This is a genomic window from Nostoc piscinale CENA21 (assembly GCF_001298445.1).
GTDB classification, from domain to species: Bacteria; Cyanobacteriota; Cyanobacteriia; order Cyanobacteriales; family Nostocaceae; genus Nostoc_B; species Nostoc_B piscinale_A.
On record NZ_CP012036.1, the window covers coordinates 162,502 to 185,205 of the forward strand.

17 protein-coding genes are annotated in these 22,704 nt (G+C 39.0%); 16 read left to right on the forward strand and 1 reads right to left on the reverse strand.

Annotation, left to right across the window (positions count from 1 at the left end; all coding sequences use genetic code 11):
* Positions 1–115: 115 nt before the first annotated feature.
* A complete protein-coding gene (locus ACX27_RS00740; RefSeq protein WP_200929892.1) occupies positions 116–1,924 on the forward strand; it encodes an ABC transporter ATP-binding protein in 1,809 nt (602 codons plus the stop codon).
* A gap of 115 nt (positions 1,925–2,039) precedes the next feature.
* A complete protein-coding gene (ccmS, locus tag ACX27_RS00745) occupies positions 2,040–2,468 on the forward strand; it encodes a beta-carboxysome assembly chaperone CcmS (RefSeq protein ID WP_062298055.1) in 429 nt (142 codons plus the stop codon).
* A 44-nt stretch (positions 2,469–2,512) separates the two neighbouring features.
* On the opposite strand, the gene ACX27_RS00750 is transcribed toward ccmS, so the two are convergent.
* A complete protein-coding gene (locus ACX27_RS00750) occupies positions 2,513–4,336 on the reverse strand; it encodes a HEAT repeat domain-containing protein (RefSeq protein ID WP_062287144.1) in 1,824 nt (607 codons plus the stop codon).
* A gap of 375 nt (positions 4,337–4,711) precedes the next feature.
* Here ACX27_RS00750 and ACX27_RS33135 point away from each other — a divergent pair, with 375 nt between their 5' ends.
* From ACX27_RS33135 to ACX27_RS00825, 14 genes are all read left to right on the forward strand, one after another.
* Positions 4,712–5,095, forward strand: coding sequence for a class I SAM-dependent methyltransferase (locus ACX27_RS33135; RefSeq protein ID WP_235526435.1), 384 nt, complete (start codon positions 4,712–4,714; stop codon positions 5,093–5,095).
* 484 nt (positions 5,096–5,579) lie between these two features.
* Positions 5,580–7,550: a molecular chaperone HtpG gene (gene htpG / locus ACX27_RS00760; protein WP_062287146.1), complete on the forward strand. Its 1,971-nt coding sequence runs from the start codon at positions 5,580–5,582 to the stop codon at positions 7,548–7,550.
* 278 nt (positions 7,551–7,828) lie between these two features.
* On the forward strand, positions 7,829–8,065 hold the full coding sequence (rpmB, locus tag ACX27_RS00765) for a 50S ribosomal protein L28 (RefSeq protein WP_062287149.1): 237 nt from the start codon (positions 7,829–7,831) through the stop codon (positions 8,063–8,065).
* Positions 8,066–8,657: 592 nt separating this feature from the next.
* Positions 8,658–13,562 (forward strand): hormogonium polysaccharide biosynthesis protein HpsA, encoded by a 4,905-nt coding sequence (gene hpsA, locus ACX27_RS00775; RefSeq protein WP_062287153.1) that lies wholly within the window; start codon positions 8,658–8,660, stop codon positions 13,560–13,562.
* Positions 13,563–13,596: 34 nt separating this feature from the next.
* On the forward strand, positions 13,597–14,295 hold the full coding sequence (gene hpsB / locus ACX27_RS00780; protein ID WP_235526436.1) for a hormogonium polysaccharide secretion pseudopilin HpsB: 699 nt from the start codon (positions 13,597–13,599) through the stop codon (positions 14,293–14,295).
* 46 nt (positions 14,296–14,341) lie between these two features.
* On the forward strand, positions 14,342–15,331 hold the full coding sequence (gene hpsC / locus ACX27_RS00785) for a hormogonium polysaccharide secretion pseudopilin HpsC (protein ID WP_083468638.1): 990 nt from the start codon (positions 14,342–14,344) through the stop codon (positions 15,329–15,331).
* Positions 15,332–15,454: 123 nt separating this feature from the next.
* Entirely contained in the window at positions 15,455–16,018 is a 564-nt protein-coding gene (locus ACX27_RS00790) for a pilus assembly FimT family protein (protein ID WP_235526437.1), read from the forward strand.
* A 143-nt stretch (positions 16,019–16,161) separates the two neighbouring features.
* Positions 16,162–17,130 (forward strand): hormogonium polysaccharide biosynthesis glycosyltransferase HpsE, encoded by a 969-nt coding sequence (gene hpsE, locus ACX27_RS00795; protein ID WP_062287158.1) that lies wholly within the window; start codon positions 16,162–16,164, stop codon positions 17,128–17,130.
* Positions 17,131–17,162: 32 nt separating this feature from the next.
* Positions 17,163–18,146 (forward strand): hormogonium polysaccharide biosynthesis glycosyltransferase HpsE, encoded by a 984-nt coding sequence (hpsE, locus tag ACX27_RS00800; protein ID WP_062287159.1) that lies wholly within the window; start codon positions 17,163–17,165, stop codon positions 18,144–18,146.
* Positions 18,143–19,114 (forward strand): glycosyltransferase, encoded by a 972-nt coding sequence (locus tag ACX27_RS00805; RefSeq protein WP_200929893.1) that lies wholly within the window; start codon positions 18,143–18,145, stop codon positions 19,112–19,114. Before hpsE (ACX27_RS00800) ends, ACX27_RS00805 begins: the two co-directional genes overlap by 4 nt.
* A 56-nt stretch (positions 19,115–19,170) precedes the next feature.
* Positions 19,171–19,482: a pilus assembly FimT family protein gene (locus ACX27_RS35115; protein WP_335337750.1), complete on the forward strand. Its 312-nt coding sequence runs from the start codon at positions 19,171–19,173 to the stop codon at positions 19,480–19,482.
* A 367-nt stretch (positions 19,483–19,849) separates the two neighbouring features.
* Positions 19,850–20,512 (forward strand): TIGR04282 family arsenosugar biosynthesis glycosyltransferase, encoded by a 663-nt coding sequence (locus ACX27_RS00815; RefSeq protein WP_062287160.1) that lies wholly within the window; start codon positions 19,850–19,852, stop codon positions 20,510–20,512.
* A gap of 253 nt (positions 20,513–20,765) precedes the next feature.
* On the forward strand, positions 20,766–21,602 hold the full coding sequence (hpsJ-B, locus tag ACX27_RS00820; RefSeq protein WP_062287161.1) for a hormogonium polysaccharide biosynthesis protein HpsJ: 837 nt from the start codon (positions 20,766–20,768) through the stop codon (positions 21,600–21,602).
* 103 nt (positions 21,603–21,705) lie between these two features.
* Positions 21,706–22,596, forward strand: a complete 891-nt coding sequence (locus ACX27_RS00825; RefSeq protein WP_062287162.1) for a glycosyltransferase family 2 protein — start codon at positions 21,706–21,708, stop codon at positions 22,594–22,596.
* Positions 22,597–22,704 lie beyond the last annotated feature (108 nt).

Here is a 22,704-nt window from a genome sequence, read left to right on the forward strand (position 1 = left end):
CGCAACTCCTATGTGATTGTGAGACTTTTTGTGCCTGTTGAGGCTGGCTAAATTCTACAAAAGTCAGATACTTCCTCTCCGTGTTATCATCAAATGCACACAATTTTAAACGACTGTGGCTATAGCATTTAATTCTCGTCAGATATTAAACCAGCGTAGACATTCAGTGCATCCCCTCCACCGCCTGCTTGACTACGGACACCAGTATCGTAAACAAATCTGGTTGGCAATTGGTTGCTCTATTCTGAACAAACTGTTTGATTTAGCACCACCGGGGTTAATTGGCGTAGCAGTGGATGTGGTAGTCAAACAGCAAGATTCTATCATTGCCCAGTTGGGTGTCAAAGATGTCTTTGGACAATTTTTAATTCTTTCCCTACTCACTGTTGTCATCTGGATACTAGAGTCAGTTTTTGAGTACGCTTACGCAAAGCTTTGGCGCAATTTGGCACAAAGTATTCAGCATAACCTGAGACTGGATGCTTATAACCATCTACAAGATTTGGAATTAGCTTATTTTGAAGAACGCAGTACTGGTGGTTTGATGTCCATCCTCAGTGATGATATCAACCAACTAGAGCGTTTTTTGGATGTAGGAGCCAATGACATTATCCAAGTAGCCACAACAGTAGTCATTATCGGTGGAGCTTTCTTTATCTTGGCTCCTAGTGTAGCGTGGATGGCGATGTCGCCGATGCCCTTTATTCTTTGGGGTTCCTTTGCTTTTCAACGCCTGCTTGCACCTCGTTACGCTGATGTGCGCGAAAAGGTAGGTTATTTAAATGGGCGACTAGTAAATAATTTAAGCGGAATTACTACTATTAAAAGTTTCACTGCTGAAGATTATGAAAGCTACCGTTTAGCCCAAGACAGTGAAGCTTACAAAAAAAGTAACTCTAAAGCAATTAAACTCTCGGCTGCATTTGTTCCCCTCATTCGGATGCTGATTTTAGTTGGTTTTACTGCATTACTATTATATGGCGGGATGGCTGCGGTTGCGGGACAAATGACTGTTGGCACTTACAGCGTGTTGGTGTTTTTAATTCAACGGTTACTGTGGCCTTTAACTAGGTTAGGTGATACTTTCGACCAATATCAACGGGCGATGGCTTCGACTAACCGCGTGATGAATTTATTAGATACACCAATTGCAATTCATCCAGGAAATATCGCTTTACCTGTGGAGAATGTGCGCGGTGAAGTGGAGTTTAAAAATGTTACTTTTGCCTACAAAGATAGATTATCGGTAATTAGCAATTTATCTTTGCCAATTCCGGCTGGTAAAACCATCGCCATTGTTGGTTCTACTGGTTCTGGGAAAAGTACCCTTGTCAAGCTGTTACTGCGGTTTTATGAGGTGGAAAACGGCAGTATTACGGTAGATGGAATTGATATCCAAGACTTAAGTTTACGTGATTTACGCCGTTGTATTGGCTTAGTTAGCCAAGATGTGTTTTTATTTCACGGTACGGTAGCAGAGAATATTGCTTACGGCACTTTTGATGCTACGCAAGAGGAGATAATACAAGCGGCGAAGGTGGCAGAAGCCCATGAATTTATTCAAAATCTGCCCCAAGGTTATGAGACAATTGTTGGGGAACGCGGACAAAAGCTATCTGGTGGACAACGCCAAAGAATTGCGATCGCTCGTGCAGTGTTAAAAAATCCGCCAATCTTGATTTTAGATGAGGCTACCTCCGCCGTAGATAATGAAACCGAAGCTGCTATTCAGCGATCGCTAGAAAAGATTACAGTAGATAGAACCACAATTGCGATCGCTCATCGTCTTTCGACAATTCGCAATGCCGACTTTATATATGTCATGGAATATGGACAATTAGTCGAGTCGGGAACCCATGAAGAGTTGTTGGAGAAAAATGGAGTTTACGCGAGTTTGTGGCGTGTGCAAAGTGGGTTAAAATAAGTTTCGCGCAGAGGAGCCAGTGTGTTGGGCGGCTTTGCCGACTTGTAGACGCACTTTGCGCGGCTTCTCGCAGAGTAGCAACTGGCGTAGCGCAAAGGCGCAAAGGTTCAAAGCAATGATGTTTGGTAGTACCCAACCGGAAACAGGCGATAATAAATGGCGTAGTCAGTTAGATAGATTTGTGAAAGCAAATCAACAAGAATTGGCGGCGTTATCTTGGGCATTATGGTTAGAAAATGGGGATAGCCAGGGTACTATCGGCATCGATTTACAGCCAACTCCCCATTTTGTTTATTGTCCGCAAGAAGCGGTAGAAAAATTAAACGAGAATGTGGAAAATCGGCTGCAAGAAATTATCGGAATTATTGCCCATCATCAGCCAGAAGTGGAAGTTTTGATGATAGGTATTGGCAAGGGAGAAGTTAAGTTAATTCAGTTTGCACCAGAACCAACACCGCCTGAATGTTTTGCCCAACTTGGTAAAGATGTCGAGGAATTGTTGGATTTGTTGGAACAGCGAATGAGTGGTGAGATTGTTGTTTGACGCAGAGAAATTATTTCATTTTCTCTGCGTAACTTTTTAATTTATTAGCTGTGCCAAAGCTGGTAAAATTCTGGATAGTTTATATTCTCGGCACAGTGCCAGATTATTTTCAACACAGCCTCATAGCGATAAGAACTATTTTTGTAGAATTTTTGATTCAAATAGTCTTTCAAAGATGTGAGGACTTGTGACAAATGTTCAACTGGCAGGATTTTATTTAAAGCGTCCGCCATATCTAACAGATATGATTCATAAGATAGAGCAATTGTAGGCTGAATACTACAACTATTTTGCTCATCAGAATCTACAAATGTCTGAATCAGTTGAACTAAAGAAGAAATAAGTTCAGTCGATTTTTCTGGGAATAATTTGTTGTCTGGATTGAGCCGTTGTAAACTCCAAATTACATCCATCAGAATTGATGTGTTTTTAGTGGTATTGATGAGATGAATGTAGGTGTCAATTGTTAGAGGATGATTTGGATCAAGTGCTTGCAAGAAAGCAGCGATCGCATCAGAAAATATCCACTTATCTGGTGATTTCACTAGCTCACATACAGTTTGAATTGCTTGGTGACGATACTCATCAGTTTTGAGTAATGTCTTAGCTACTCGTAAACGTCTCCATTCAGTCTGCTCGCTTTCTAGTATTTCGTACAAAGCACCGATCGCCAGAGGATTACCTGGATCAATTTTTAGCAGACTATCTGCTGCATAATAACGAACATATTCATCTTGAGCGGTTTGAATTAGCTGGGATAATGTACTAATTGCCTCTGGATTAACTGGCTCGAATTGCCATAAATAAAAAGCGGCTGTACGCAGGAGAGATTCGTTTTTAGTATTCTCGATTATTTCTAACAGAGATGCGATCGCCTCTTGGTTTTTAGGAGAAATTTCTAACAAATATGCGGCGGCTGAATCTACAAAATAGTCTCTAGCTGAAGTTGCAATGATATTAACTAAAGCCTGTATTGCAGTTTGGTTTCCTGGATCAATTGTCCATAAAGTACGCGCTGCATCATAGCAGATTATATCACCCTGGTTTTGTTGTAAAAATTTGCCGAGAGCCGCGATCGCATTTTGATTCCCAGAAGCAATTCTCCTCAAAGATGCGATCGCTGCTTCACAGTTATGTTTATTTTGGGTGGTTTCCATCAGGTGGATTAAAGCAGCGATCGCAGTTTCATTTCCATCAGCAATTTTGCCTAAACCTGCTATAACTTGCGAACAAGATTCGGCATCTGGGTTACTTTGGATTTCGTAGATAAAAGTAGTAATTGCCTTTTCATCGCCTACACCTATTTCAGCAAGGCTGTAACTTCGCTGACAAAATCCGTACATATCCTCAGCAATTGGCATTAACGCCAAAGCTGCGATCTCACTTTTATTACCTGGATCGAGTTTTCCTAACTTCTCAGCCGCGAGTCTCATAATTGTGCGGCTTTCAGTCGTGTGAACCAAATGCACAAAAGCTGCAACTACTCTTTTTTTGTCGGTTAATTCCAGGGTTTTTCTCGCCTTATCAACCAAAGGTTGGGGTAATATCTGCCAATCTCGTTTATCCTGACGAAAATAGCCATAACTCCATTTGAGCAATTGTTCAACAATCCCATCAGCCAAACTGCTTTCGGGAAATTTAGCGATCGCCTCAGCCGCCAGAAAATAGGCGCGATAGCGATAAAAGCCGCTGCAACCATCATCAAAATCTATTAAAGCCTGGATAAAATCTTCTTTTTGCTGCTTATCTACATCCTCTCGGCTGAACCAGTGGAGAATCTCTGCTTTCCACTCCGGTTCAAAGATGCGGTAAGAACATTGATTTAGATTGCTGCGATCGCTATTAAAGAAATACTGCCAATCATACATTGCCTCCTACCCACTTCAATATGTGGGACGAAAGGTAATCAAATGAAACCTATCCTATAAATTAGCTGGCTGTCAAGTCTGTAAAAGATACTAAGCCAAATTTATCCTTGTCTTAGCATTAATGACAAGGTACTATCGGCATTAGTCGATGAATTGTTGGATTTGTTGGAACAACAGATGAGCGAAAATTTTGATAATTAATCTCAATCTCGATTCAGAAAGCTCAAATTCTGGACTTGTTATTGTTGCCTTTTGTAAAATTCTATTAAATCAAAAGCTAAGAGAAATTTTACTCATAAACTGTTACTTAAAGTGATTTTGTGGGAAAACTTGAATCATATACTCCCTAAACCTAGATGAAACAGGTAATTTTTTATGCAGCTAATTACATCATTAGACCTAAAAAATTCAAAATATTTATCGAAAGACAGATTCATCAGTTATCACCATCAGTTGCGATTGATATTTTCCCTGGGTACAAAAGTTAACAAGATTTTAGAAATTGGAATTTACAATTCCTTATTAACAGAAATACTCAAGCGCAATGGTTATGAAGTAACTACAGCAGATATTGACCCTCATCTCAACCCAGATATAACTTTAGACTTAGCACAAGATTTTGCATTACCAAACGATAAATTTGATGTTATTGTGCTATTTCAAGTCTTAGAACACTTGCCTTATGAAAAATCAGAGCAAGCTTTAAAAAAAACTGGCAGCAGCCACAAAGAAATATTTGGTGATTTCGCTTCCTTATAATAGCCTATATTTGGCATTACAATTAAAAGTTTCAGACATACCAAGGCCAAGATATCTATCACTTAAAATTCCCAAATTTTGGAGTACAAAACCCATATCTGATCAGCACTACTGGGAAGTAGGATTAAAAGGCTATTCCCAAAAACGGATTCTAAAATCAATTGCTAATGCAGGGTTAAAGGTAAAACAAGAATTTACAGATCCCGTAAATCCTTATCACTATTTTCTAGTCTTGGAAAAAACCACCGAAAACAATTAAGGTTGTTCACTCAGCATCATACTTTCTCAAAGGTAGGGAAATCCGCATCATAGCTTGGGGGCAAACAAGGCTCGAACAAAGAGCGATCGCTTAAGCTATGCTTTTAAAATCCTAATTGGTATCATGGCTGGCTGTACTATCTGGATTTACCTCTAATTGCAGTAGACCAAGGTGTATGCGCCATAACCTGAAAATTTCAGATACTATCATCCAAAACTACCAATCATGTTAGAACAAGGCACTATCAGTATTCATACTGAGAATATTTTCCCGATTATCAAAAAATCTCTCTACTCAGATCATCAAATCTTCCTGCGGGAATTAGTCTCCAATGCTGTAGACGCGATTCAAAAGCTGAAAATGGTATCTCGCGCCGGAGAATACAATGGTGATGTAGACGAACCAGAAATTCAAATTGCTATTGACAAAGATAAAAAGACTCTTTCCATTACCGATAATGGTATTGGGATGACCGCAGAGGAAGTCAAAAAATATATTAACCAAGTTGCTTTTTCCAGTGCGGAAGAATTTATCCACAAATATGAAGGGAAAGCAGACCAACCAATTATCGGTCATTTTGGGTTGGGTTTCTACTCTTCTTTTATGGTGGCGCAAAAGGTAGAAATCGATACCCTATCTTATAAAGAAGGTTCACAAGCAGTTCACTGGATTTGCGATGGTTCGCCAGAATTTACCTTAGATGACTCTCCCCGCACTACTCGCGGTACTACCATCACCCTCACCTTAATGCCAGATGAGGAAGAGTATCTAGAACCTGCACGTATTAAAAATCTTGTCAAGACATACTGCGACTTCATGCCAGTACCCATCAAACTGGATGATGAAGTATTAAATAGACAAAAAGCACCTTGGCGAGAGTCTCCTAGCAGTTTAACCAAAGAAGATTATTTAGAGTTTTATCGCTATCTTTATCCTTTCCAAGAAGAACCGTTGCTGTGGGTACATCTGAATACAGATTATCCCTTTATTATCAACGGTATTTTGTATTTCCCTAAAATGCGTCCAGATGTGGATGTGACAAAAGGGCAAATCAAGTTATTCTGCAATCAAGTTTTTGTCAGCGACAACTGCGACGAAATTATTCCGCAATTCCTGATGCCCATGCGGGGTGTAATTGATAGCACCGACATTCCGTTGAACGTATCGCGCAGTGCTTTACAAGGCGATCGCACCGTCCGCAAAATCGGCGATTATATAGCCAAAAAAGTAGGCGATCGCCTCAAAGAACTTTACCGCGATGACCGTGAGCAGTACATTAATGCTTGGAAGGATCTCGGCACTTTCGTCAAATTTGGCACTCTCAACGACGAAAAATTCAAAAAACAAGTCGAAGATATTATCATCTTCCGCAGCACTGCCAAATTTGACCAAACAGCTACTGAAACTCCCGCAGTTGAAGTACAATCTCAAGAAGGTGATGTTTGGCAAGATGTCAGCCCAGCCAAATCCAGCACCTCTCCCTACACCACCATCAAAGAATACTTAGAACGCAACAAAGAACGCCACGAAAACCGCGTTTTCTACAGTACCGATGAAGCCAGCCAAGCCACATACATAGAACTACACAAAAATCAAGGCTTGGAAGTTCTATTTATGGACTCCTTCATTGATACTCACTTCATTAACTTCTTGGAACGAGAATATAATGATGTCAAATTTACCCGCGTAGACTCCGACTTAGATAATACACTGCTGGATCAAGACAAATCTGGCGAAATCGTTGACCCCAAAACCAATAAAACCAAGAGTGAAGTCATCAAAGAACTCTTTGAAAAAGCTCTCAACAAACCCAAAGTTAACATCCGCACCGAAGCTTTAAAATCTGGTGATCCTCAAGGGACACCTCCAGCAATGGTACTCTTACCTGAAATTCTCCGCCGCCTGCGAGAAATGAACGCCATGATGCAGCAACAAAACGCAGAATTTCCTGAAGACCATATCTTACTAGTAAATACAGCCCATCCCCTAATTCAAAATCTGGCAAATCTCAACCAAGGTAGCATCATTCAAGATGGCGCAGAGTCACCAACAGGTCAGCTAGTCAACATGATTTGTCAACATGTTTATGATTTAGCACTGATGTCTCAAAAAGGATTCGACGCAGAAGGAATGAAATCTTTTGTTGAGCGTTCTAACGATGTACTCACCAAGCTAACAGAACAAGTCAATAAGTAGTGCTGTTAGAACCAGGCTGACATAGAAAAGTTGCCTGTTGAGATGGGTGTAAGGGTTTTGAACACCTACACCCCAAAACAAATAATTTAATTACCTAGTACAACGCGGCGGAAATAAAGATACCATTTCAAGTTAGTGAAAAGCTTGTGATATGAGCTTTTTGACTTTTGATTTTTGACTTTTGACTTCCGCGTAGCGGTACTAGTCTTACTTCTCGCTCTCCCGATTCTGTTTCCGAAGCCCTAAAATAGAAAGGTTGTATTGAAATCCAAATTCCTATGTCTCGTCGCTGTCAACTAACTGGTAAGAAAGCAAATAACGCCTTTGCAATTTCTCACTCTCATCGCCGTACAAAGCGTCTTCAACAGGTCAACCTCCAAACCAAGCGCATTTGGTGGCAAGGCGGAAATCGTTGGGTCAAACTGAAACTATCCACCAAAGCCATCAAAACCTTAGAAGTCAAAGGTTTAGAAGCAATGGCTAAAGAAGCAGGTATTAACCTGAACCATTACTAAACCATCAAACAAGGCGAATTCAACGAGATGGTATTTGTGTACAAAAGGTACATAAATACCTAGTTTTAAACTATTCATCCTCATCTTTGGTAATTGCAAGGATAAGAGAGATATACGTTGAAATTACTTGCAACGAATGTATCAATAGCTAATAAATTTTGAATATTGATGCTATCAACCTCCCTGCAATCGGGAGGTTTTTAATTAATTCATGTTTTTTATCTTCAATTGATATTTTTGCCTCTCCAGTTGGGTAGCCTAAGTTTATCTTGTCAAACATGCCTTCATAAAGTTGTATGCCCATACAATACACATCTTTAAAGTTAAGATGAAGCCTACGTATTTTATCCCAGATCAGCAACAAATTCATTGAAGTGGAAAAATCAGTATTTTCCAGAAAATATAAAAAGTTTAGCAATGGTATAACTTAAAAATCATCGTCTGGTGTTTTACTGTGTTGAGATATTAATTCAACAGGTTAAGCAAAAATTAGCATCAATAAAATTATTTAACCTGAAGAATCACTCAACAGGTAAATTTCACAATTGCCCAAAAATCAATTAGCATCAAACCACTTGACAGGAAAGCAGTTATGTCTTTACAACGCCAGCTAGTCAAGACTATCAAAATCATCTCCAAAAAACTTAGTAAGTACTCTTTATTCACGATAAAAAAGCAGATTAATTGGCTGCTGCGGACTTTATTTCTCAGCAGGAGACGACGAGACTCTGTAAATGCTGGTTTTGTGTTGCCAACAGTAGCAATGGTTGCACTGGTGGTTGTTTTGTTGACTACCGCCATTTTATTTCGTTCGTTTGAACGTTCTAAAAACGCTAGTAACGTGCGAGTTAATGAAGTTGTTCTGAATGCTGCGACTCCTGCTATTGATCGTGCTAGAGCTAAAATAGATGCTCTACTTGAAGACCCTACATTACCACGAGGAACTCCTACTGATAGTGCTTTATATGATGCTTTAAACAAGAACAAGTATAGCCTAGGTGATGAAACTCGCCTGAAACTAACTTCTGACTTTAACGGCACATCCGGCATTCAAACTAGCACCACTTCTAATCCTCTACCGTTAGAAAATGACGAAACTTTAAAAACTGCTTGGAAGTATGCAGTTGATACAGATAATAACGGGAAAAAAGATACTTTTACTATTTATGGAATTTACTTTCGCACTCCAACGCGAAATGCTAACACAGGGCAATTTAATCGTAAAAGAAACCCGTTAGAAGCTAGAACTCCACCGATGGATAATGCCTCTACAAATACTCAGTGTAGTAGTGCTACTGGTTTTTCTAGCTTAGTCGGTAACTCCAGTTGGTATCAACTTCAAAGCGGTAATCTTGGTAAGAGCTTTTTTGTCTACACTGTGAATGTCCCAATAACTCAAGCGGCATATAATGCAATAACTACTAATCAAAATCAATATGAAGCATACAAAGGAAATAAAAGTATTGCCGCACTAGAATTTCAGCAAGATCGGAGTCGTGTTCCTCTACCAAATAATGCTGTTTGGTTTGAAAATGATTTAGAGATTATCGTTGGTTCTACAGACTTATTGCTGAACGGCAGAATACATACAAACGGTAACTTACTAGTAGGAAGAGGTAGTGGTGATCTTACCTTGCGGCAAGTGAGTAGTAAAACATCATGTTTCTATAACCAAGAAAATGGATTGATTAGTGTAGGCGGTAATGTAGGTACTGGCAATGTGAACCAAACTACAAATCAGAGTGCTGTTACCGTTGACCTTTATCGAGGGTTTGGAAAAGGTATCACGACAAAACAGATTGATAGCACAGAGAAATCTACAGACAGTGCAGGTGGTTCGGAAATTGGATTTAACGACACAGCATATAACGAGCGTATTGCTCGTATGAAGATAGATGGATTGGCAGCTTGTACAACTTGTCAGAGTGCTACTACTGCTAGTGCTTTAATCTCAGCTGTGAATGGCAGTGGATACCCAGACGACGTAAAAAGAAATGTGGCAGCTAAAGTCGATACTAGTACTGATAATGCGGCTACAGCTAAAAATGTACTGGCAGATGAAGTAGAGATTTATCTAAGAAATAGGACAAGACGAGTACCTTTTGCTGAAGTTGCTAGTGGGGGTCCAGCTACAACTGGCTATACAGCTATTAATGCCAGCTTAACTCCGCAATCGACCTGGAGAGAACCAATCAATAGCAGTAATCAATTAACTGGTACAACTATTACTCTGAACGAAACCAAGTTATCTGCAACTTATCCAACCTTTCAAAAGCAAAAAGGCACTCAACTTTATTTAGGCGATCGCGTCCTGGTTGGTAATAATTTACCTGCAAGATGGTTACTCAACGGTCAATATGTTGGTTCAGATGGTAAAGATTTTGTGAAAAATAGTTCTGGTAATAATGTTGAGTGGACTGAACCACCTTCTCCAGATCCGGCACAAAATCAAAATAGATGGCGTAATAGCCAAATTCAAGCGATCGCAGACTTAGGTATCTCCGAGCGCAATGGTTTTTGGGAAGAAAAAGCTGCCGAGAACCCCATTAATGACCTAGATAGTGTCGGTGGTATCAGAATAATCACTGGTGCTGGTATCTATGTTGATGGTACTGGTAACACAGTTAACATAACAACTGGCCCCTTTTATCCTCGTGGTCTTTATTCTTTTTTACCAGCCACTAGTGCTGCTACTGTTGTCTGGCCAGATACTATGCCTATGTCTACACCAGCAGATGCCACAAAAAAAGGTGATTTGCTCATGCGTGCTACGGCTGTCTATCACTACAAAGTAGACTATGGAACCGACCAGGAGCCAATTGCTTGCGTAAGTAGCTATTATGACCCAACCGATAGCACCACAGCTAAAAACAAAGTCAATCAAAATGGTGGATATGGTGTTGATACCACCAACGGTAGATCAAATAATGGTGTTGTTTACAACTATCCTGGCAGAGGAAGCTTTACAACTAATAAAACCCGTCTGCAACTACAAGCTAATTTAAAATTTCCTAACGGGCGTTGGGTGAATGAACCACTAAAAGATGCTCTAGGGAAAATTGGTGCTGGTACTACAGTCCCCAGCACAGGTTTGCAGTTAGCTGACTATTCCGCAATTGATACTGCTCTTTGCGCTATTTCAATTCTGAATAATGAGGCTGGTTTTGCTACCTCATTAACTAACAAGCCTCCTCATGGTGCAATCAAAGAAGCAACCTTCCTAGATGCGAGAGAAGCAAAACAGATTAGTGCAGCTGCTAATTCCACTACCTATGACCTTGACTTAGAACAGCGTCAACCATTAGAAGTTCGTGTAACTGATATTGATTTAAGTCAGTTACGTGGCACTACCATCGCAGTTAGCGAGTATTTACTACCTTATAGTGGTATTATTTATGCCTCCAGGGAAGATGCCCTGCGTGATGCGAGTAACACCTCTACTGAATCGGAATTACTCAGTCCCACAGACTTTAAACTTGACCCTACACGTCGTCCAAATGGTATCCGTCTCATCAATGGCGAGACTTTGGCCAGAAAAACTAGCACTGATAACAATGATTACAATCCCAAAGAAAAAGGTTTAATTTTGGTTACTAATTTACCTGCATATATCAAAGGTAAATTTAATGTCCACCAACCAAGCTTGGGTAGTACAACGGAACTAGAAGAATTCATAGAAGAAGAGCCAACTACTGACTTCTATGACCGCAGTACCGCAGAAACTCGATTTGCTTGTCGTCGTAACAGATTACCTGCTTGCGGCAGTACAAAAAGTGATTATTGGAGACCTGCAACTTTGATTGCCGATTCTATGACTCTGCTATCTGGTGGTTTTGTAGAGGGTTTTCGTAGTGATGGCGATTATAACCTCAACAATAATAGCGGTATTGCCGTTGATGCTACTGATTCTGCCAGAACAGATCGGCTCAAAAATGGCTTTTGGGAAAACTATTTTGCTACCAATGCAAGCTGGTGGGAAAGTAGTGGAAGTAATAAGAATTTCCCCAAAACAAGTGCAGGTTCTTATGCACGTAACGGTGTCACACCAATTCAGCGCCGAATTGATGATTACCCTATGTATGTAATGGAATTATGTCGTAAAGACTTAATTGAACAATGTACACCAAGTGATTGGGTGGTTGGGTTCGATGTAAATGGGGATGGTGACTTAGATGACACTGTTCTATTGGATTTAAATTCTAATGGCAACACTTCTGACTCAGGTGAAAGCTTAGTTGAAAAAGACATTAAAGCTTATCAACTAGGTAAAGCAATAACCAATGCTGCCGTTTCTGCTACAGCTGCTACAACAGCCTTATCAGATTGGGATGCTGCTTTCCCTACCTCTAGTGGCAAGAGTATTAGACAAAGACTAGGGGCTGGTGATACAGGTGATAAACAAGCATTAATAATTGCAGATCGCGGTTATCCCCGTCGAGTCGCTTTTGCACGCAATGACACCAATCAACTAGTTACAGCGACTGTAGGATCAAACACTGTTTACAAACCAATGGGAATCGGTTGTCCCCTGGATACCACTGGAAATACATACACCGGCAACGGATGCAGTTATGCTACTGGGACTTTAACAGAAAAGACTCATTACGGAAAAAAAGGAAACAGTGCCTTGTGGTTTAGAACTATAATCAACACCGCTAATAATCCCACTGACATTGCTAATACGCGCTACCACAACGTGCAATCGCTGTTCTATTATCCACCTATTGATGCTGATGGTAATGGTAGCCCAGATGTAGATGGTCAGCCACGCTTGGTGCCTGTCTTGCAAATTCACAATGCGGAAGATACAGCTTCAAATAACAGCGACAAAGTGAGAACTGATAGTTCAGGAGTGGCAAATGACGATGATTATAGATATCATTGGCTACAATTTCCTAGTGCTGACACCACATTTAACGCGACTTTTGTATTAGGTAATAGCCCTAGTAGGCCAGAGGAAGTTTCAGCCGGTTTGCAAAACTTGGTGCGGTTCTTGGAAGCTTGGAGTGTCAAAGTGCGTAACGCCACCGACCCTAACGCATTCAACTCATCAAGTAAAACAGCCAAAATTAGCGGCAGCTTTATTCAATTAAAGCGCAGTACTTATTCCACAGGGCCTATCGCACCAATTTTGGATGCTCGAACCTCAATTACATCTTCTGCAACTAATAATTTGAGTCTTTTTGACTACACCTTAGACAATTACCCCACACAGAACGGTGATGGTGTGTTACCTAGCTACTCGCCACCTGACAGAAAATGGGGGTTTGATGTTGGGCTGTTATCTGAACAACCAGACTTGTTTGCTCAAAGATTTACCTTACCGTCAACAGGCCGTCCAAACGAGTTCTTTAGAGAAGTAGGCCGAGATGATGCCTGGGTAAAAACATTACTCTGTGCTGTTGAACCAGCATCAGGCACGCCAACTGCTTACGCAGCTCCTGATAGTTATCGTCCAAGTGATTGTCCATCTTTGACAGCCATACCAAACAACTAACAATTCGTTTTTTGTACATATTGGGTAAATTGCCATGATAGGGAAACAAATGATCCTCCAGTTAGCAACAAATAAAGCAGACAAGAAAACAATATCAGAAACACATGAAGCAGCTGGTTTTACTATTGTTGAGTCTTTAGTAGCAATACTGGTAGTAACAATTTTGCTGGCTGCGATCGCTCCAGTACTTTCCCTATCTGTGGCAACCCGTGTACAATCTCGACGGGTAGAATTAGCCACGCAAGCAGCTAAAGCTTACATTGATGCAGTCCGTACTCAAAAAATCACAGCCCCAACAGAAAGTGGAACGAATACTCCTTCTAATAACCCTGCACCCACAGCTACAGGAACTCTTACCTGCACTGCTAACTCTTACTGCACAGCGCCAACAGGGACATCTCTATATTGTGTAGATTTTGATAGTACTAATAGCTGTGAAACTAACAGTCTGACAGATATGGTTGTGCAAGCTTTTCGCTACAACCCAAATAACAGCAACAGCAACCCTGCAATTACAGGATATACGTTGGGACTACGAGTTTATAGATCAGATGCTTTTAGGAGCAGTGCTACTCTACTTAAGAATACAGCTACAAGTAAAACTACACAACGTACTTTTACCCCAGGTATTGGTCAGAAGACAGCACCATTAGTAGAGATGACAGCAGATATTAGCGATATCGTACCTAAATATAGTGATCTTTGCGCTCGCTTTAGCGGTGGCTGCAATTAAATAGTGATTGTTAATTACCTGTGAACAAACGAGAAGCTATACAATTATGAGTTCACTAAAATTTCTTCTGATTACTCAAATTAAACATCGCCAAAAAAATGATGAAATTAAGGGTTTTACATTGATTGAATTATTGGTAGCTATGCTTATGGCATTTCTAGTCATAACTCCCTTAATGTTATTTATGATGAATCTTTTAGAAGGCGATCGTAAAGAACAAGCCAAAGCAACTACAGAACAAGAAATGCAAGCCGCCCTAGATTACATAGCACGCGACTTACAGCAAGCTATATATGTATATGATGCTGACGGAGTAGCAAGAAATAGAAATACTACAGATATTACTCTGTCAGGCATTCAAGACCAAATACCACCTGTCAAAACAGCCCCTAATTGCAATGATGCGAATGTTTGTAAACCAATACTTGTATTTTGGAAACGTGAATTTTTAGCTAGTAGTGTTGGTGTCACTTCTGCTACTGATACAACAAGAGATGACGGCTATGCTTATTCATTAGTCGCATACTATTTAATTACTAATACTAATGGTAGTAATACTACTTGGTCTAAACAAGCACGGATTGGTAGATTTCAAATCCGAGGTCAAGTTAATTCAGATAATACTAACACTACCAATGATACTGGCTTTAGTCCTCCACCACTTGATCCTAACATCACTGGTTCTACACTTAAAGAAAGAATGAATCAATGGAAAACTGCGTTAACAGGATCAGCAAGCTACACTCAACCAGTTACAACTTTAATTGATTTCATTAGTACTACTAGCCCTTCAATTAGCACTAACACCAGTGGAGTTTGCCCAGGTACAAATGCCAGTCCTAAACTTGTGGGTAGCCTCACCAGTGGTTTTTATACTTGTGTTGATGCGGCTGAAGTATTAGCACAGGTTTTCATCAGAGGCAATGCACTTGCTCGCATACAAAACAATAACCTGAATTATCAAAATTCTCAAAGAGCTTACTTTCCTAGTGCAAGTGTACGAGTACAAGGACGCGGGTTTTTGTTGACTAAATGATCTTTATAAATACCTTAGTTAATTTATCAAGCATATAATATGTACTTGTCAAGTTTAAGTTTTTTTCAGAGAACTAAAAATAGATACCTATCTGAACATATCCAAAATGATGTTGGTTTCAGTATGGTGGAAGTTATTGCTGTAGTGCTGATGATAGGCATATTAGGCACAATTGCTATTCCTAGCTGGTTTAATTTCCTTAATCGGCAACGAGTGAATAAAACTAATGATGTGGTTTTTGCCGCTATACAAGAAGCACAAAAAGAAGCTAAACAAAAAAAAATCAGCTACAGTGTCAGTTTTAAAATGGACAATCAAGTTCCCAAGCTGGCTATTCATCCTGACTCTATAGCAGCATCTAGTCTTGCTAGTAACCAATGGAAGTCTATGGAGGAATCTGTAGGAATCAAATCTGGACAAATCAGCTTTTTTACAAATTTGACTGGTAAAAACACTGTCAACTCTACTAACCCCGCAGTGAATACAAGTGCGACATACTTAAATAGTCCACAAACAATCACTTTTGACTACATGGGTACTTTGCCAAACTTTGTTACACCAGCAACAGGAGAAGCACCAGGATTAAAAATTGTTGTAGCTGCATCTAACAATTCTACAAAGCGATGTGTGATTGTAAAAACTATTTTAGGCTCGACTCTTAGAGGCAAAAATAATGAGTGTAATTAAAATTCAGCAAAAAAATCATAAAAATACATTACATAATACTGTATATTCAACACAAAATCATAACATTAGTTAAGTATGAGGTTTCATATTTGTATTTTTTAAACTTGTAATCAAAAATGTCTATAAAGTATAAACTTCAAAATATGACTGCAAGCCTTGATTTTACAGTAGTTGTCCCGACTTATAACGGTGCAATTCGTCTACCTAAGTTATTAGAACGACTGCAACAGCAACAAAATACTGAAAATATCTCTTGGGAAATTATTGTTGTAGATAATAACAGTACAGATAATACGGCTCAAGTTGTTAAAAATTATCAAACAAATTGGCAATATGCTTCCCCGTTAAAGTACATGTTTGAAGCCAAACAAGGAGCAGCTTACGCCCGAAAACGTGGAGTAGTAGAGGCTTCAGGCAAATTGATAGGTTTTCTTGATGACGACAACTACCCGCTATCAAATTGGGTAGCAGAGGCTTATGCTTTTGCTCAAAAATACCATCAAGCAGGGGCTTATGGTAGTCAAATTCACGCAGATTGGGAAACAGAACCATCAGAAGATTTTCAACGACGAATAGCACCATTTTTAGCAATTACAGAACGCGGAAATCTACCACTACTTTATGAAGCAAAAAAGAAATTACTACCTCCCTCTGCTGGTTTAGTAGTAAGGCGACAAGCTTGGCTGGAAAGTGTACCACAAAAAACTATATTAACTGGTAGAACTCCTGGTAATATGCTGACCAGTGAAGATTTAGAAGTACTATGTTACATCCAAAAATCAGGATGGGAAATTTGGTATAATCCCAGCATGGAGATTTATCATCAAATACCAAAATCTCGATTACAAAGAGAATACTTAATACCATTTTTTAGAGGTATTGGATTGAGCCGTTATGTGACTAGAATGGTAAATACAAAGTATTATAATAAACCATTTATAATTCTAGTTTATTTAGTAAATGATTTACGAAAAATTATTTTTCATTTCCTGAAATACAAAGGGAGTTTTCAAGATAATTTAGTAGCAGCTTGTGAAATGCAACTATTTTTAAGTAGTTTAATTAGTCCTTTTTATTTATGTAAAAATGGCTATTTAAATAACAAAATATAATACTTCAAACACTGCTTTTTATTTTTAAATTAATGAACAGTATTTTACATATTTCTATAGTCATTCCTACATATAATGGATCAGAGCGCCTGCCCAATGTTTTGGATGCTCTATTAAAACAAACAGGTGTTGAAGACATAAATTGGGAAATTATTATCATTGATAATAATAGTTTAGATTCAACTGCTAACGTATTTATTAATTATCAGGGTTTATATCCTAATAATTGTTGTTTAAAATATTTTTTAGAAACCCAACAAGGAATCGCATTTGCGCGTGCGCGTGGGGTTAAAGAAGCTCAAGGAAAATTTATTGCATTTTTAGATGATGATAATTTGCCGGAAACTGATTGGGTTTTTAGGTCTTACCAATTTGGGCAAGAATATCCTCAAGCAGGCGCGTGGAGCGGTCAAATTCATGGAAAATTTGAGGTAGAACCACCAGAAAACTTTTGCAGAATACAGGCTTTTTTAGCTGTTAGAGAAGATGGGCAGGAAGTATACAGATTTGATGCAGATAATTTAAGATTACCACCAGGTGCTGCACTGGTGGTTCGTAAACAGGCTTGGCTTGAAAGTGTTCCCCAGCAATTGATTTTCAAAGGTCGATTAGGAAAATTAATGCTTAGTGGTGATGATACAGAAGTACTTCTACATATACACAAAGCCGGTTGGCAAATTTGGTACAATCCGGCGATGCAGGTTTATCATCAAATTCCTAGCTGGCGATTTGAGAAAAGTTATTTGTTAAATTTGGCTCGTGGTTGCGGTTTGTGTATTTTCCAACTACGGTTAATCAATGCTAAAAATTGGCAAAAACCAATTATTTTATGCAAAACTATTTTGGGAAATCTCCGCCGAATTTTAAATCATCTTATTAAGTACAGAAGAGATTTAAACAGTAACTTAATTGCACTCTTTGAACTAGAGTTTTATTGGGCTAGTATGATAAGCCCTTTATATACTTTACAATGCTATTTGTCTAATAAATTTGTATATAACTTAGATAAATTATGACTAATGTCATTCAAAATATTCCAAAAATTTCTGTAATTATTCCAACTTATAATAGTGAAAAAACTATCAAAACAACCGTAGATTCTGTATTTAGCCAAAGTTTTACAGATTTTGAATTGATTGTCATTAATGATGGCTCAACAGATTCAACTTTAGATATTGTTTCACAAATTCAAGACTCACGTCTTAAGGTATTTTCTTTTGAAAATGCTGGTGGTAATGTCAGCCGCAACCGAGGACTACAGCAAGCAGTTGGAGAATTTGTCAGTTTCTTAGATGCGGATGATGTTTGGACATCTGGTAAGTTGGTAAGTCAGTTAGAGGCTTTGCAAGATAATATTGATGCGAAGGTTGCTTATAGCTGGACTGATTATATAGATGAAAATGGAAAATTTTTAGTTTCAGGTAGTCATATTACTGTTAATGGTGATGTGTATGAGAGATTATTAGTAAGTAACTTTTTAGAAAATGGTTCTAATCCATTAATTTATAGAGAAGCTTTAATTGAATTAGGTGGTTTTGATGAATCACTAAGTGCTGCTCAAGATTGGGATATGTGGTTGCGATTAGCTGCTAAATATTCTTTTATTTGTGTCCCTAAAGTGCAAATTTTGTATAGAGTCAGTGCCAATTCACTATCTTCTAATTTAGTTAGACAAGAAAAAGCTTGTTTACAAGTATTAGAAGGTGCGTATGATACTAGACAAATACTCAATAAAAATATTTGGAATCTAAGCCGAACTAACCTTTATAAATATCTAGTATGTAAGGCTCTGCAACAACCCTTTAGTCGCACAAAAGGGATCTTAGCGGCTAGATTTTTATACTTATTTTTTGTCTATGATACCGCAAGATTTAAACGAGTTAATTTCACGTTTAAGTTACTTATTAAAATAGCCATAATGGTTATTTTACCAACAAAAATTGCAACAATATTACTTAACAAAGTAACAATTAAAACTACATAGTTCTTTGAAAAAATACTGGTGTTTGATAATTAAATTAATTGTAGAAATATCTTCAGGTGCATTTATTTTACAGGGATAAGTTAAAAAATATCTTAGGTGCGGACTCCAGTAGTGGTTTTACATTACCAGAGATTTTAGTAATTGTTTTAATATTTGGTGTTTTAGCTGGGCTGGTATTACCAAACTGGTTAGCTTTTGTAGATAGAATTCGTCTGAATGCTGCTCAAGATAAAATTTATTTAGCTATGCGTCAGGCTCAAAGCCAAGCTGTGAAAGAAAAAGTGAGTTGGCAAGTAAGTTTTCGTGAGGAAAATAATGTTGTGAAGTGGTCAGTTCATCGAGCAGATATAAATTTTTTTTATTTCTGATGCGGTGAATAATAATGCCAATTTATGGCAGAGTTTAGAAACTAATATTCTGATTGAAAAAAGTTTAAACAATCGCAATACATCTGAGACTACTCTAGCAAAACATACTTCTCAAGCAATTTGGCGCGTTGTTTTTAACCACCAAGGTTGTCCAGTTTATCAGCCTGGAGACGAGTGTACTAATACGTCACTGCGAACGTTGGGACAAATTACCTTATACAGTTATAAAACTGGCAACGCTAGGCGATGTGTCTATATTTCGACGGTTATAGGTGCCATAAGAAGGGGGACAGAGCATTCTAAGGCCAATGAAAACGATAAGTATTGCTATTAAAATATTTGAGTCGCTAACAGTTAAGGTTATTACGTGCTGAAGTTATCAGAAGTTCAAAAGCAGCACTTGATTATTTTTACGCGCTATCCAGAGCCAGGAAAGACTAAAACTCGTCTGATACCAGCTTTGGGTAGTGTTGGTGCTGCTAATCTGCAACAGCAAATGACAGAATATACTCTTTTGCAAGTAGCAGAATTACAAAAGGCTATTGGGGTTTCTGTAGAATTGCGGTTTGCTGGTGGCAGTTTGGAGTTAATGCAAGATTGGTTAGGTTGGGAACTACTTTACGCATCTCAAGGTGAAGGCGATTTAGGTACAAGGATGGCGCGATCGCTGGTTGATGCTTTCCGCAAAAATGCTGAATATGTAATTATCATTGGTAGCGATTGTCCTGGTGTGACATCTCAAATTTTGGCAACAGCTTTCCAACAATTACAAACTGTTGATTTGGTAATAGGGCCAGCGATTGATGGTGGTTACTACTTAATTGGTGTGCGTCGCTTCATTCCAGAATTATTCGATAACATTGATTGGGGAACTTCTCAGGTATTACAACAAACTATAGATATTGCGGCTAAACTGGGTGTCTTATCTATATACTTACCAACTTTGGCTGATGTTGACCGACCAGAGGATCTGCTTATTTGGCAGGAAGTAGTTCAGCAGTCAGTTTATTTGCAAAAAACCATAGAGTAGAAGCTGAAAATAAAAGTTGTTTTTTTGATGAATATCAGCTAATGTCGTATCTTCAAACACCATGTATTTTCTGAAGACACTCAAGTTAACTAGTGCTACCGTGGTGTAGTTTCAAACCTACAGGTATCCATTAGGATTACCTTTGCCTTTTCTATATAAGAGATAGTTTTATTGAACAGGCAGAGTTACTGGAACAATATTCCAGTAACTTTAAATAGGACAATCACTCTGACTCACTATAAGTTTGGAAAATATGACTAATCGTTTTACTTCCGGGAACGCAGCCCTCGCACTCAAGGTGATTGGGACAGTTTTAATTTTGTCCTTTCTGCTGGACTTTCTAATTTTATTGCTACCGTTTCAACCAACTGATCGCGCATGGCAAATTAATTTATCAACAGCCCTAGTTGACCGGGGGATTGTACCTATGGTGGGCTTAGGTTCTCTGTTGATTGGTTATTGGATTGATGGTGCTAGTGATGGCGGCCCTAAAGGTATCGACTTAAGATTCCCAGCATTTATACTTTCTAGTGTCTTGGGTCTAATTTTCTTATTAATTTTTCCCTTGCACCTGAATAATGTCAACCAAGCCAAAGCACAAACAGTTAGTCAAATTACGCAAGAAGCAGATCAAGCAGAAGGCCAACTCAAAAATCAGCTAAATCAATTCCAAGCGCAACTGAATACAGATCAGGGGAAAGCGCAGTTAGAACAACTCCGCGCCCAAGCAAAAGCGCAGTTTTCGGATTTGTTGAAAGACGATCAAAAGTATAAACAAGCCCTGGAAAATCCGCAATTGCCGCAATCTCAAAAAGACTTACTCAAGAAATTTAAAGCTAACCCTCAAGAACTGGACAAATTTATTGCCCAACAAACTGATCCTCAAGGATTGGCAAATCAACGCTTGACCCAAATTCGTCAGCGCAAGGAAGATGCGGAAAAACAAGCAAGAGACAACGCTTGGAAATCTGGCTTAAGAATTGGCATTAGTAGTCTTTTATTATCTGTTGGGTACATTATTATTGGCTGGACAGGATTAAGAGGTGGCGGTGCTTTACAAACAGGTGGACGTAAAGCTGCTGCACGGTAAAAAAGTAGGGAGTAGGGAGTAGGACTTATTGTGATAGCCTCCTGTCTCCTGCCTCCTGCCTTCTAAAAATTAACTGTTAGGGAAATCGCTATAAAATCTGCACATGTTCTCAATTTACATACTGACATATAACGAAGAACTAGATATTGCACCTTGTATTGAGTCGGCAATGCTTTCAGATGACATTATAGTTGTGGATTCGTGCAGTAGCGATCGCACCGTGGAAATTGCCAGTCGCTATCCCGTTCGAGTGGTGCAACACGCTTTTGAAAGCCACGGTCGTCAGCGCACTTGGATGTTAGAATCTATACTCCCGAAATATGGGTGGGTTTACATTCTGGAAGCTGACGAACGGATGACACCCGAATTATTTGCGGAATGCACACAATCCATAGGTAATCCAGATTACATTGGTTACTATGTTGCTGAACGGGTAATGTTTATGAATCGTTGGATTCGCTATAGCACCCAATATCCCCGTTATCAGATGCGTCTTTTCCGCCACGGTAAGGTCTGGTTCACAGACTATGGTCACACAGAACGAGAAGTTTGTGATGGTGCTACTAGCTTTTTAAAGGAAACTTACCCTCATTACACTTGCAGCAAGGGTTTGAGCCGTTGGATTGAAAAACACAATCGTTATTCTACAGATGAAGCCAAAGAAACAGTACATCAACTAGAAAATGGCACAGTTGTCTGGCGGGATTTATTTTTTGGCAAAACCGAGGTAGAAAGACGGCGTGCTTTAAAAGATTTGTCTTTACGTTTACCAGCTAGACCTTTTTTGCGCTTTCTTTATATGTATTTTCTGTTGGGTGGCTGCTTGGATGGTCGCGCTGGTATGGCTTGGTGTACTTTGCAGGCTTTTTATGAATACCTAATTTTGCTTAAAGTCTGGGAAATGCAGTATCTACCTACACCTACCTTAGAAGAAACACTATCTCAAAGTGATAAAAGCAAGGTTGTGGCTACACAAATTGCTGGAGAAGGGTGAAACAATACAGGACTTACACACCAAGATTTTCTGTGGAGATTGGGTTTAGGGGTGTAAGGGTTTTAAATACCTACACCCCTTTAAATTAAGGTCTCTTTCCTACTCTTG